Consider the following 12,620-nt stretch of genomic DNA (forward strand, 5'->3'; position numbering starts at 1 on the left):
CGACCCGTGTCCGCCGAACGTCCCGCGTCGCGTCGCCGGCGGGGTCTGCGCCCCACCGGAGCCACGGCCCGGGTCCCGCACGCGCCGCTGGCGCGCGGCTGCCGCCCCCGCGGCTGCCGCGCCCCCGCGCGCCGGGTGCACGGCCGGCGGGTGCGGTACGTGATCGGCGACGAGCCCGGCCAGGTCAACGGCATGCGATGGCGCACGGGGACCGCGCTGTAGCGAGCCCCGGCCGACGTACCCGCACCACTCCCGTCGTACGTACGACCGCACCGCCCGACCGATCGCCGGTCGCGGTGGCGCTCCGCTCACGGCGCATACGGTGAATCCACCCATTGCGATGTCGAGGAGCACGTCGGATGTCATCTGACTTCTTCATTCCGGACCCGGAGGGTCTGATCCCCAGCGCCGAGGGGTATTTCGGTGCGTTCGGCGGCAAGTTCATCCCGGAGGCGCTCGTCGCCGCCGTGGACGAGGTCGCCGTCGAGTACGACAAGGCCAAGCACGACCCGGCCTTCGCCGCCGAGCTCAACGAGCTCATGGTCAACTACACCGGCCGCCCCAGCGCGCTGACCGAGGTCCCGCGCTTCGCCGAGCACGCGGGCGGCGCCCGGATCTTCCTCAAGCGCGAGGACCTGAACCACACCGGCTCGCACAAGATCAACAATGTGCTGGGGCAGGCGCTGCTCACCAAGCGCATGGGCAAGACCCGCGTCATCGCCGAGACCGGCGCCGGCCAGCACGGCGTCGCCACCGCGACCGCCTGCGCGCTCTTCGGCCTCGAATGCACCATCTACATGGGTGAGATCGACACCGAGCGGCAGGCGCTGAACGTGGCGCGGATGCGGATGCTCGGCGCCGAGGTCATCGCCGTGAGGTCCGGCTCCAGGACCCTGAAGGACGCCATCAACGAGGCGTTCCGCGACTGGGTCGCCAATGTGGACCACACGCACTACCTCTTCGGCACCGTCGCCGGACCGCACCCCTTCCCCGCCATGGTCCGCGACTTCCACCGCGTCATCGGTGTCGAGGCCCGCCGCCAGATCCTGGAGCGGACCGGCCGGCTGCCGGACGCCGCCATCGCCTGTGTCGGCGGCGGCTCCAACGCCATCGGGCTCTTCCATGCCTTCATCCCGGACGCGCACGTCCGGCTGATCGGCTGCGAGCCCGCCGGACACGGCGTGGAGACCGGCGAGCACGCGGCGACCCTGACCGCGGGCGAGCCCGGCATCCTGCACGGCTCGCGCAGTTACGTCCTCCAGGACGACGAGGGCCAGATCACCGAGCCGTACTCCATCTCGGCCGGCCTCGACTACCCGGGCATCGGCCCGGAGCACGCGTACCTCAAGGACATCGGCCGCGGGGAGTACCGCGCGGTCACCGACGACGCCGCCATGCAGTCGCTGCGCCTCCTCTCCCGTACCGAAGGAATCATCCCGGCCATCGAGAGCGCCCACGCGCTGGCCGGAGCCCTGGAGGTCGGGAAGGAGCTCGGCAAGGACGGACTGCTCGTGGTCAATCTGTCCGGCCGCGGCGACAAGGACATGGACACGGCAGCCCGCTACTTCGGGCTGTACGACGCGACCGACGGGGTCGTCGAGGCCGACGTGGCCGACGGGGAAGAGGAGGTCACCAAGTGAGCGGCAATGTGGAGTTGTTGAGTTCGTCCCTCGCACAGGCGAAGGCGGAGAACAGGGCCGCGCTCATCGCGTACCTCCCGGCCGGCTTCCCGACCGTCGACGGCGCGATCGCCGCCGTGAAGGCGGTCGTGGCGGGCGGTGCGGACATCGTCGAGGTGGGGCTGCCGCACAGCGACCCGGTGCTCGACGGCCCGGTCATCCAGACCGCCGACGACATCGCCCTGCGCGGCGGTGTGAAGATCGCTGACGTGATGCGCACGGTCCGCGAGGCGCACGAGGCGACCGGTGTCCCGATCCTCGTCATGACGTACTGGAACCCGATCGACCGGTACGGCGTCGAGCGCTTCACGGCCGAGCTCGCCGAGGCGGGCGGCGCCGGGTGCATCCTGCCCGACCTGCCGGTCCAGGAGTCCGAACTGTGGCGCGAACACGCTGACAAGCACGGTCTCGCGACCGTCTTCGTCGTCGCGCCGAGCAGCAAGGACGAGCGCCTCGCCACCATCACCGCGGTCGGCTCCGGCTTCGTGTACGCGGCCTCGCTGATGGGTGTCACAGGCACCCGCGAGTCCGTCGGCGAGCAGGCCCAGGACCTGGTCGCGCGCACCCGCGCCACCACGTCCCTCCCGGTCTGCGTCGGACTCGGCGTCTCCAACGCCCGACAGGCCGCCGAGGTCGCGGGCTTCGCCGACGGGGTGATCGTCGGCTCGGCCTTCGTCAAGGGCATGCTCGACGCCCCCGACGAGGAGGCGGGCCTGGCCGCGGTCCGCTCCCTGGCGGGCGAACTCGCCGAAGGCGTTCGAAAGCGCTGAAACAGGTGTAATCCAAATGGGTGGACCTGGACCCGGGGAGGCACGCACGTGCCTCCCCGGGTCGTTGCTGCGGGTGTGAGCGAGAAGAACGAACAGGGAAAAAGGGCCGCGCGAGACCGGCTCGTCCAGCAGCGGGAGCGCCAGAAGGCGCGCGAGCGCCGCAGGCGCACGCTGATCGTCGGCGCCGGCCTGGTGGGTGTGCTGGCGCTGGCCGCCGTCGTCGGCGTGATCGCCGCGAACACGGGCGACAACGGCAGCAAGAGCAAGACGGCGGGCCCCGCCGTCGCGCCGTCCGGTGCGACCGGCAAGGACAGCCTGGCCATCCAGGTCGGCGCGGACGACGCCCCGTCCACACTCACCATCTGGGAAGACTTCCGCTGCCCGGTCTGCGCCCAGTTCGAGAACGCGTTCCGGGACACCATCCACCAGTTGGAGAGCACCGGACAGATCAAGGTCGAGTACCGCCTCGCCACGATCATCGACGGCAATCTCGGCGGCAGCGGCTCGCTGCGGGCGGCCAACGCCGCGGCCTGCGCACAGGACGTCGGCAAGTTCTCCGCCTACCACGACATCCTCTACCGCAACCAGCCGCAGGAGTCCGTCGACGCCTTCGCCGACAACGCCAAGCTGATCAAGCTCGCCGGGAAGGTCCCGGGACTCGACACCGCGGCCTTCCGTAGCTGTGTGGAGGACGGCAAGCACGACAGCTGGGTCCGGAAGTCCAACACGGCGTTCCTGAAGGGCGCATTCGAGGGCACGCCGACCGCGTTGCTCAACGGCGAGCCGATCTTCCCGAAGAAGGGGAGCGAACCGATCACCTCGGCCAACCTGAAGAAGTGGGTCGCCGAGGCCAACAAGGTCAACAAGGGCAAGAAGCCGGGTACGGCCACCCCGGCACCGTCGGGATCCTGAGCGGTGTCCGACAGGGGGAACAGATGACCTGCCCGTTACCCAGAAGTTGTCGGGTGAGTTGCCGTACGCCCCACCCGGCAAGGTAGCGTCGACCCTGCCATGGACCTTGCCTACATTCCCAGTCCGTCGACCGGCGTGATCGATCTCGGCCCGATCCCGCTCCGCGGCTACGCGTTCTGCATCATCATCGGTGTCTTCGTCGCCGTCTGGTTCGGCAACAAGCGCTGGATCGCCCGGGGCGGCAGAGCCGGCACTGTTGCCGACATCGCCGTCTGGGCCGTGCCCTTCGGCCTTGTCGGCGGCCGGCTCTACCACGTCATCACCGACTACCAGCTGTACTTCAGCGACGGTGAGAACTGGGTCGACGCCTTCAAGATCTGGCAGGGCGGCCTCGGTATCTGGGGTGCGATCGCGCTCGGCGCCGTCGGTGCCTGGATCGGCTGCCGCCGCCGAGGGATCCCGCTGCCGGCCTGGGCCGACGCGCTCGCCCCCGGTATCGCCCTGGCCCAGGCCTGCGGCCGCTGGGGCAACTGGTTCAACCAGGAGCTCTACGGCAAGCCGACCGATGTGCCGTGGGCGCTGAAGATCAGCGAGGGCCCCAACCGGGTCGCCGGTACGTACCACCCGACGTTCCTGTACGAGTCGCTGTGGTGCATCGGCGTCGCCCTGCTGGTGATCTGGGCGGACCGGCGCTTCAGGCTCGGGCACGGCCGGGCGTTCGCGCTGTACGTCGCCGCGTACTGCGCGGGGCGGGGCTGGATCGAGTACATGCGGGTCGACGAGGCCCACCACATCCTGGGCGTACGGCTCAATGTGTGGACCGCGGGCATCGTGTTCGTGCTGGCAGTGGCGTACATCGTGATCTCGGCGAAGGTACGGCCGGGGCGCGAGGAGATCGTGGAACCGGACGCGGTGGACGCCGAAGGCGGTGACGTCGCGGGTGACGCGGACGGCGCCGGCGACGCGGACCGCGACGCCGTGTCCGACGCCGCCCCGGACACGGACGGTGACACCGGGCACGCCGAGGACAGTGCCGCGGAGGCGCCGGAGAAGAACGGCACCGCGGAGGCGGCGAAGAACGGCTGAGCCGTGTGCGCTTGCAGGTGGGGCCCTGAACCGTCTGGTTCGGGGCCCCACGCTTTATGCCGGCCTGCGGCCGAGAGCGCGTCCTCGATCCCCATAGCCTCAAGGGCAGGGGAGGGGCCCCTCGACGGGCTTGATTCTTTTCGGCCTGGCGCCGTCGGTGTTCTCGGTCGCCGGACGGATGGACCGGACCCGCGCCCGTACTCGAACGCCGGGTGGGCAAAATCAGGCCCGTCCGGTGATCGAGGACGGAACCGTCGGGCGGCCGGCCCGCGCCGGAATCCGTCCAGCACCTCACCCGTCACCCGGCCGCTGTGCCAGCGCCAGCGTGCGGCGGGCCGATGCCACTACCGCCGCGTCGACGAACCGGCCGTCGGGGAGAGCCAGCGCGCCCTCGTCCGTCACGGCCGCTGCCACGATCTCCTTCGCCGCCTCGACCTCCTGTGCCGTCGGGCGGAACGCCCGCTCGATGACCGGGAGCTGGCGGGGATGGATCGCCGCCCGGCCCAGGAAACCCAGCGCCCGGCCACGCGCGCAGGACGCCCGAAGGCCGTCCAGGTCCCGAACGTCCGGGAACACCGACTGGGTGGGCGGTGCGAGCCCGGCCGCACGGGCGGCGACCACGAGCCGGCTGCGCGACCAGTCGAGCCCGGCGTCCTCCCGTACCCCCAGATCGGCCCGGAGGTCCGCCTCGCCCAGGGCGATGGAGCGGACCTGGGGATGGGAGGCGGCGACCGTGTACGCGTGCTCGATGCCGAGCGCCGATTCCAGCAGCGGACAGAGCGCGACCCCCGGTGCCACAGCCGCGATGTGATGGACGGACGCCGCATGCGTGATCTTCGGCAGCCGGAGTTCGGCGAGTCCCGGCAGCCCGGCCAGGGCGAGGACGTCCGCCTCGGTGTGGACCCGGACATGGATCGGCACTGCCGTCTCCTCGACCGCCTCGGACAGGAGCTCGGCGGTGGCGGACCGTGCGTACTCCTTACGGTCCGGCGCGACCGCGTCCTCCAGATCGACGATCACCGCATCCGCTCCCGAGTCGCGCGCTTTGCGTACCACCTCGGGCCGGTCCCCGGGGACGTACAGCAAGGTGAGGGGGACCGTCGCCGTCACAGGACGTGCTCCGCCCGCAGCGCGGCGATCTCCGCGCCCGACAGGCCCAGCCCGGTGAGAATCTCGTCGGTGTCCGCACCGTGCGGCCGGCCCGCCCAGCGGATCGCGCCCGGTGTCCCGGAGAGACGGAACAGGACGTTCTGCATCCGCAGTGGCCCCAGCTCCGGGTCGTCGACCTCGGTGATGGAGTCCAGGGCCCGGTACTGCGGGTCCTCCATCACGTCCCGGATGTCGTGGATGGGCGCGATCGCCGCCTCCGCCTTCTCGAACGCGGAGACAGCGTCCTCACGGGTGTGCCGGGCGATCCAGTTGCCGACCGCCTCGTCGAGCTCGTCGGAGTGCTCGGCGCGGGTGGTGCCGGAGCCGAACCAGGGTTCGTCGATCAGCTCGGCCCGGCCGACCAGACGCATGACGCGTTCGGCGATCGACTGCGCGGAGGTGGAGACGGCCACCCAGTGGCCGTCCGATGTGCGGTACGTATTGCGCGGGGCGTTGTTCCGGGAGCGATTGCCGGTACGCGGTTGGACGTAGCCGAGCTGGTCGTACCAGACCGGCTGCGGGCCGAGCACCGTCAGGATCGGCTCGATGATCGCCATGTCGACGATCTGCCCCTCCCCGCTCCTGTCGCGTCCGGCGAGTGCGGCCATCACGGCGTACGCGGTGGCCAGCGCCGCGATCGAGTCGGCGAGCCCGAACGGCGGCAGCGTGGGCGGCCCGTCCGGTTCCCCGGTGATCGCGGCGAATCCGCTCATCGCCTCGGCCAGTGTGCCGAAACCGGGGCGGTGCGCGTACGGGCCGAACTGGCCGAAGCCGGTGACCCTGGCCAGCACCAGCCGCGGGTTGACGGAGTGCAGCTCCGCCCAGCCGAGGCCCCAGCGCTCCAGCGTCCCGGGCCGGAAGTTCTCGATGATCACATCGGTCCCGGCGGCCAGCCGGAGCAGGATGTCGCGCCCGCCGGGGCTGGACAGATCGAGCGTCAGATTGCGCTTGTTGCGGCCGAGAAGCTTCCACCACAGACCGACACCGTCCTTCGTGGGGCCGTGCCCGCGCGACGGATCGGGCTTGCGCGGATGCTCGACCTTGATCACCTCGGCGCCGAAGTCGCCGAGCATGGTGGCGGAGAGGGGGCCTGCGAAGAGCGTGGCGAGGTCGATGACCCGCAGCCCGGTCAGAGGTGCCTGCGCAGTCGCGTTCATGCGGCGTCGATCTCGCTGCGGTACGGCATGGAGGTCGAGGCGCCCGGCCTCTGTACGCAGAGCGCGGCGGCGGACGACGCCCAGGCCATCGACTCCGGTACGGGCCGTCGCTCGCCGAGCGCCACGGCGAGCGTGCCGACGAAGGTGTCCCCGGCCCCGGTGGTGTCGACGGCGGTGACCTCGGGGGCGGGGAAGAGGATGGGTTCGCCGCCCCGGGCCGCGTAGAGGCAGCCCTTCGAGCCGAGTGTGACGACGACCGCCGGGACCTGGCTGAGCAGGATCTGCGCTGCCGCATGGGGATCCGCGGAGCCGGTGAGCTCGGCCGCCTCGTGCTCGTTGGGGATCAGCAGATCGATGCAGTCGAGGAGTTCGGAAGGCAGAGGCTGTACGGGGGACGGGGTGAGGATGGTCCGTACGCCCTGGGTATGGGCCACTCGCGCGCCCTCCATCACGGCGGGCAGCGGCAGCTCCAACTGGAGGAGCAGCAGATCGGCTCCGGCGATGGCGGCCGATTCACCGGGGCCGAGAGCAGTGACAGTGCCGTTGGCGCCGGGGATCACCACGATGGAGTTGGAGCCCATGTCGTCGACGACGATGTGCGCGGTGCCGCTGGGGCCTTTTGCGGTGTGCAGCAGATCGGTGTCGACGCCGGCGTGCTCCAGGTTGGACCGCAGCAGGGTGCCGTACTCGTCGTCGCCGACCGCGCCGATCATCATCACCTCGCCGCCCGCACGGGCGGCGGCGACGGCCTGGTTGGCGCCCTTGCCGCCGGGGATGGTGCGCAGCTCCCGCCCGGTGACGGTCTCTCCGCGCTCCGGAGCCCGTGCGACGTATGCGACAAGGTTCATATTGGTGCTGCCGAGCACCGCGATGCCGGTCATGGGCGGAGTGCCTCCTTGTGGGTGAGCCGGTGGGTCTGTCCGGCGAGTGCGTCGAAGCCGATGGAGTCGAAACCGGGGACGGACGTGGCGAGGCGGTTCTTCAGTGGGGTGGTCCAGCGGTCTGGCAGCGCGTTGGGGCTCCCGGCCAGCAGACCGGCGAGCGAACCGGCAGTCGCGCCGTTCGAGTCGGTATCCCAACCACCCGACACGGCACGGCAGATGGAGTCGGAGAAGTCGCCGTCGGCGTGCGTGAGTGCGGCGGCGAGCAGTGCGGCATTGGGCAGCACATGGACCCAGTGGTAGTCGCCGTACTCGGCGTGCAGCCGGTCGGCCACCGCGTCGAAGCCGTTCTCGCCGCGGGCCGCCCCGACGCCGAAACGCACCGCGTGCGCGAACCGTGAACGCGCCGGGACCACACGCAGCCCGGCGGCCAGAGCGCCGTGCACATCGCTCTCACCGCCGGCCGCCTCGGCGAGCGCCGCGGCGGTGAACATCGCCCCGTACACCCCGTTGGCGGTGTGGGTGAGGACGGCGTCCCGGTGTGCCTGCTCCGCCGCGGCCGACGGGTCGCCCGGATGCGTCCAGCCGTGCACATCGGCCCGGATCAGGGCACCGATCCACTCCCGGAACGGGTTGCGATACCTGGCCGTGTGCGGGGGCTCGATCCCGTCGAGCAGGTTGCGGTACGCGACCCGCTCGGCGGTGAACGTCCGGCCGGCCGGGAGTTCGTCGAGCCAGAGCCGGGCGAGATCGCAGGTGGTGAACGATGGGCCGTACCGCTGGAGCAACAGGACAGTGAGAAGAGGGTGGTTGAGGTCGTCGTCCTCCGGCATGCCGTCGATGTTCTCGGCCAGGGAGGTGTGTGCGGAGCGTCGGTTCCAGGGGTAGGTGGCGGCCAGTTCGGCGGGCAGTCCCTTGGCGGTGAACCAGGTGGCCAGTGGCCAGTTGCCGGTGGCGCGCGCCAGTGCGCGGATGCCGGCGAGCGGCAGTTTCTCGACGGGTTTGCCGAGCAGACAGCCGGCGGCCCGGCCCAGCCAGGCGGCGTGCAGGCGGTCCTGACTCACCGGCGGCGGGTCCGTGCGGGGGGCCGGCCAGTCCGGGCAGGCGGCCCGGATCGCGGTCAGCTCCGTCGGCTCCTCGGCCTCCAACGGTGATTCCAGCAGCGCGAGTTCGTCGAGCAGCCGTTCGGCGAGCGCGCGCAGCTCGGGTGCCGCAGGGGTCGACGCGCCCGCGCGCTCCGGGGCGGGGGCGCCGCCCGCCTCGTACCACCGGCGCGCGATGGCCCGCGCGTCCCGTCCGTCCTCGGCCGCCTGGCGCAGCTCGTGTCCGACCAGGTCCTCGGGCTGCACCCACGTCACCCGTACCTTCATGGTGTACCCACCAGCGCGGCGAACGCCGACTCGTGCGCGCGGCGCCGGGCCGTGTCCCGTACGAACACGTCGCGGGAGACGTCGGCCAGGGTCCGCGCGGGGGCGTGCAGATCGAGCCGGCTGGCCTCAGCGACTGTTGTCACCCAGGTGGCGGGGATCGCCCGCTCCCCGTGGAGCGCACCCGCGATCGCGCCGCTCATCGTGGCGATCGAGTCGCAGTCCCGGCCGTAGTTGACCGAGCCGAGGACGGCGTGCCGGTAGTCGCCGTCGGCGACCAGCAGCATGCCGAGCGCGATCGGGAGCTCCTCGATGGAGTGCAGCCGGGACGGCCGGCGGGCGCCGAGGGACGGGGCGCGGTAGTCGGGGCCGACGGTGTCGAAGGGGGTGACGGCGGTACGCAGCGGGGTCAGCGCCGACTCGAAGTCGTGGTGCCGTACAGCCACTTCGCACACCGCCTCGATGGCGGCACGCGTCCCGTCCTTGGCGAGCGACAGACAGGTGTCGACGACGGTGGCGGGCGTCGCGTCCGGGGCGCAGGCGGCGGCGACGGCCGCCGCGAAGACTCCGGCCGCCTCCCTGCCGTACGAGGACTGATGGGCACCGGCGACATCCAGCGCCTCGGCGTACGCGGCCTGCGGGTGGGTGGCGTTGACCAGCCCGACCGGTGCCATGTACATCGCCGCACCGCAGTTGACGATGTTTCCGGAGCCCGCCTCGCGCGGATCGACATGCCCGTAGTGCAGCCGCGCGACGATCCACTTCTCGGCGAGGAAGATCCGCTGGAGCGGCAGCGCGTCGGCCTCCAGCTCGGGGATCCAGCGGGGGGTGGAGATCAGCTCCGGCACGAGATGGTCGGCGACCGCGTACGCGTCGAGATGGTCGCGCACGGCGCCGTACACCCGTACCAGCGCATGGGTCATCAAGGTGTCGTCGGTGACGTGTCCGTCGCCCTTGTGGTAGGGGGCGATGGGGCGGGCGGTACGCCAGTCGTCGCCGTCCCACGGGCCGACGATGCCGCTGATCCGCCCGCCGTGGCGTGCCACGATCTGCTCGGGGGGCCGGCCCTCGACCGGACCGCCGAGCGCGTCGCCGACCGCGGCGCCGACGAGCGCTCCCGTGATCCGTTCATCAAGTGTGAGTGCCGTGGTCTTCGCCTCGGACCGCATGGGCGTCGTGGATGTCATGTCCGAATTGTCCACCCGTGGGCTTCGGTTCCGTGTCTGCCAGCAGCCCGGCGAGTTCGACGAGATCGGTCCCCGCGAGTCGGGGCAGCGCGCACCCCGCCAGGGTGCGGCAGGCCTCGCGCCAGCCGCCCGGGAGGGCGCCGATCCCGCCGAGCGCGCCGGTCAGGGCGCCGGCCAGTGCGGGTGCCGAGTCGGCCACCCGCGACAGGCATGCCGCCGCGGGAATGGCCTGGGCGATCTGGCCGCGGGCCGCGGTGGCCAGGGCGAGGGCGACCGGGACGGTCTCTGCGGCGGCGATCCCGTAGCTGTAGACGTGGTCCACGATCTGATGCTCCAGCACCGGTACGAGGGCGAACGCGCCGGCTGCCTCGCCGACGAAGTCGCGGGCGATCCGGACGGCGTGGGCGGCGTTGCGGGCGATCTCCGTGCCGTCGGGGAGCTGGGCGAGCGCGGCGTTCACCGCGGTGTCCACGTCCGCACCGCCCAGGGCCCCGGCGATCGCGGCCGCCATCGCGCGGGCACCGTGCACACCGTCGCCGTCCTGGGTGTAGCGGGCGTCGAACTCGGCGAGGTCGGCGGCTGCGGCGGGGTCCGCAGGGTGGACGACGGCGAGCACGGCGGCCCGTACGCAGGCCGCGTCGTCGAAGTAGTGCGGATTGTCGTGCCCGGTGGCGGGCGGGCGCAATCCGGCGGCGAGATTGCCGAGCCCGGCCCGCACCGAGATCCGGGCGCGCAGGGGGAGCACCGCGGACTCGACCTCGGGGGCACGGGCGGCAGCCGCGGCGACCTCGGCCGCCAGAGCGTTCCAGGCGACGTCGATGGCGGCCCGCATCCGGCGTTCGGGGGACAGTCCGTGCAGCGGACCGGCCGCCGAGGTGAGCACGGTCCCGGCGGCGAACGCCGCCCATTCGGCGTCGTCGGAGGGCCCGAGGCGCAGGGGTTCGGGCGGCTGGTTGAGCGCGATGGGTACGGGCAGCGTGGTCGTGGCGTTCTGCTCGGCGAAGGTGTCGAGCTCCCGGGTGAGGCGCCGGGTCCACTCGGGCATCCTGGCCGCCCGGTGCCGCGCGGCCGGCCACCCGGCGGCGTCCCCGGAGGCGAGCCCGAGCAACAGCCCCTCGATCCGGGCCCTGTGCCCGGGGGCGGGACGGGTGGGGATACGGGAGGCGTCGTGCGGGGCGTCCCGGTGGGGGTCCTGCTGGGTGCCGCGTGCGGTGGTCATCACTCCACCACCGTTCCGCCCGTGATGGGGGAGGCGGGCGGCCGCCCGGGCAATGCGCCGGTGCCGGTGTCCCGCGCCGGGTCGCCCTCCGGCGCACCGGCGTCGTCCCGCGCGCCCTTGTACACCTCGTCCGCGTCGTCCGGGGTGAGCAACTCCGCGATGTCCAGGACGTGGTAGCCCCGCATCGACGGCAGGCAGCTGCCCCGGACCGGGCCGATCGCCTCCCCCCAGTGCCGCGGAATCGCGGACGCCCCGTGCAGGGCGCCGGCCAGGGCCCCCGCCACCGCGGCCGTCGTGTCCGCGTCGCGGCCCATGTTGACCGCGGTCAGCACCGCCGTACGGAAGTCGCCGCGCGCCGCCGCGAACGCGCCGAAGGCCAGACCGACCGCCTCGGGCGCCAGGTCCGTCCACGGATAGCCGCCGACGACGACCGCGGAGCGCACCGCGCGTTCCCTGGTCAGCCGGTCGGGGTACGTGCGCTGTGCGGCCGCCACCGCGCGTCGCAGCGAGCGTGCTGTCCAGGAGTCCATGGGAACGACGGACAGCGCGGCGGCGATCACCGACGCGACCCCGGCACCCACCATCGCAGCGGCCACCCCGGCCGCCACCGCCTGGCCGCCGTAGATGCCTTCCCCGTCATGGCTGACCCGCCCGTCCACCGCGACCAGCCGCGCCGCCTCGTCCGGCCGGCCCGCAGCGAAGACGCCGAACGGCGCCGCCCGCATCGCCAGGCCGTCGCTCCAGGCATGCCGGTGCTGGGCGGAGATCGGGGCGGCGAGGCCCCGGCGCAGATTCTCCAGGGTGCCCCGCTCACTGAACCCGGCGCCGCGGAACGGCCCCTCGTCCAGGTCGGCGATCCACAGATGCCAGGCCCGCTCCACATGGGTGACGGTCAGCGCGGAACCGTGCCGGGCGAGCAGCAGCCCGGAGAAGATCGCGTACTCCGTGTCGTCCGTACCCGCGGGGTCGTCGCTGACGAAGCCCTCGATCCGGCCCCAGCGACGACGGATCTCGGACGGCCGCAGATTCTCCGCCGGTGCGCCCAGCGCGTCACCGACCGCGAGACCGAGCAGGGAGCCCCGGGCCCGGTCGCCCAGGTCTCCCCGCGACACCTCGCCCCGGCCCGTGCCGCCCCGCCCCGCCGCCTCCGTACCGCCCGTCCGCGGCTCTGCCGGATTTCCTGCAATCAACTCCACCGCGTCGACCCTTCGCT

Annotated in this window: 12 protein-coding genes; 5 read left to right on the top strand and 7 right to left on the bottom strand. The window is 72.4% G+C overall.

Annotated features, from left to right (window positions below; translation table 11 throughout):
* Nucleotides 1-6 precede the first annotated feature (6 nt).
* From trpM to lgt, 5 genes are all read left to right on the top strand, one after another.
* A complete protein-coding gene (gene trpM, locus IEZ15_RS14175; protein WP_373302390.1) occupies nucleotides 7-222 on the top strand; it encodes a tryptophan biosynthesis modulator TrpM in 216 nt (71 codons plus the stop codon).
* A 137-nt stretch (nucleotides 223-359) separates the two neighbouring features.
* Nucleotides 360-1,640 (top strand): tryptophan synthase subunit beta, encoded by a 1,281-nt coding sequence (gene trpB, locus IEZ15_RS14180; RefSeq protein ID WP_189276988.1) that lies wholly within the window; start codon nucleotides 360-362, stop codon nucleotides 1,638-1,640.
* The gene (gene trpA, locus IEZ15_RS14185; protein ID WP_189276989.1) at nucleotides 1,637-2,449 is read left to right on the top strand and encodes a tryptophan synthase subunit alpha; all 813 of its coding nucleotides are present in this window, start codon (nucleotides 1,637-1,639) and stop codon (nucleotides 2,447-2,449) included. The genes trpB and trpA overlap by 4 nt, the downstream gene beginning before the upstream one ends.
* A 75-nt stretch (nucleotides 2,450-2,524) precedes the next feature.
* Nucleotides 2,525-3,361, top strand: a complete 837-nt coding sequence (locus IEZ15_RS14190) for a DsbA family protein (protein WP_189276990.1) — start codon at nucleotides 2,525-2,527, stop codon at nucleotides 3,359-3,361.
* Between the two features lie 99 nt (nucleotides 3,362-3,460).
* Nucleotides 3,461-4,447, top strand: a complete 987-nt coding sequence (gene lgt / locus IEZ15_RS14195; protein WP_189276991.1) for a prolipoprotein diacylglyceryl transferase — start codon at nucleotides 3,461-3,463, stop codon at nucleotides 4,445-4,447.
* 291 nt (nucleotides 4,448-4,738) lie between these two features.
* Here lgt and IEZ15_RS14200 read toward each other — a convergent pair whose 3' ends face one another.
* From IEZ15_RS14200 to IEZ15_RS14230, 7 genes are read right to left on the bottom strand one after another with little or no spacing between them, the layout of a single operon-like run.
* Nucleotides 4,739-5,557, bottom strand: coding sequence for an HpcH/HpaI aldolase/citrate lyase family protein (locus IEZ15_RS14200; RefSeq protein ID WP_189276993.1), 819 nt, complete (start codon nucleotides 5,555-5,557; stop codon nucleotides 4,739-4,741).
* Nucleotides 5,554-6,753 (bottom strand): CaiB/BaiF CoA transferase family protein, encoded by a 1,200-nt coding sequence (locus IEZ15_RS14205; protein ID WP_114244023.1) that lies wholly within the window; start codon nucleotides 6,751-6,753, stop codon nucleotides 5,554-5,556. The genes IEZ15_RS14200 and IEZ15_RS14205 overlap by 4 nt, the downstream gene beginning before the upstream one ends.
* Complete coding sequence (gene rbsK / locus IEZ15_RS14210) at nucleotides 6,750-7,634, bottom strand: ribokinase (protein ID WP_189276995.1); 885 nt, start codon at nucleotides 7,632-7,634, stop codon at nucleotides 6,750-6,752. Before rbsK ends, IEZ15_RS14205 begins: the two co-directional genes overlap by 4 nt.
* Complete coding sequence (locus IEZ15_RS14215) at nucleotides 7,631-9,004, bottom strand: ADP-ribosylglycohydrolase family protein (RefSeq protein WP_189276997.1); 1,374 nt, start codon at nucleotides 9,002-9,004, stop codon at nucleotides 7,631-7,633. Before IEZ15_RS14215 ends, rbsK begins: the two co-directional genes overlap by 4 nt.
* Nucleotides 9,001-10,188 carry an ADP-ribosylglycohydrolase family protein gene (locus IEZ15_RS14220; RefSeq protein WP_189276999.1) on the bottom strand — a complete coding sequence of 396 codons (1,188 nt, stop codon included), beginning with the start codon at nucleotides 10,186-10,188 and terminating at the stop codon, nucleotides 9,001-9,003. The genes IEZ15_RS14215 and IEZ15_RS14220 overlap by 4 nt, the downstream gene beginning before the upstream one ends.
* On the bottom strand, nucleotides 10,133-11,407 hold the full coding sequence (locus IEZ15_RS14225) for an ADP-ribosylglycohydrolase family protein (RefSeq protein WP_229845888.1): 1,275 nt from the start codon (nucleotides 11,405-11,407) through the stop codon (nucleotides 10,133-10,135). The genes IEZ15_RS14220 and IEZ15_RS14225 overlap by 56 nt, the downstream gene beginning before the upstream one ends.
* A complete protein-coding gene (locus IEZ15_RS14230) occupies nucleotides 11,407-12,603 on the bottom strand; it encodes an ADP-ribosylglycohydrolase family protein (RefSeq protein ID WP_373302564.1) in 1,197 nt (398 codons plus the stop codon). Before IEZ15_RS14230 ends, IEZ15_RS14225 begins: the two co-directional genes overlap by 1 nt.
* Between the last annotated feature and the right edge of the window lie 17 nt (nucleotides 12,604-12,620).

Origin of the sequence: Streptomyces atratus (genome assembly GCF_014648655.1) — a bacterium.
Classification (GTDB): Bacteria; Actinomycetota; Actinomycetes; order Streptomycetales; family Streptomycetaceae; genus Streptomyces; species Streptomyces atratus.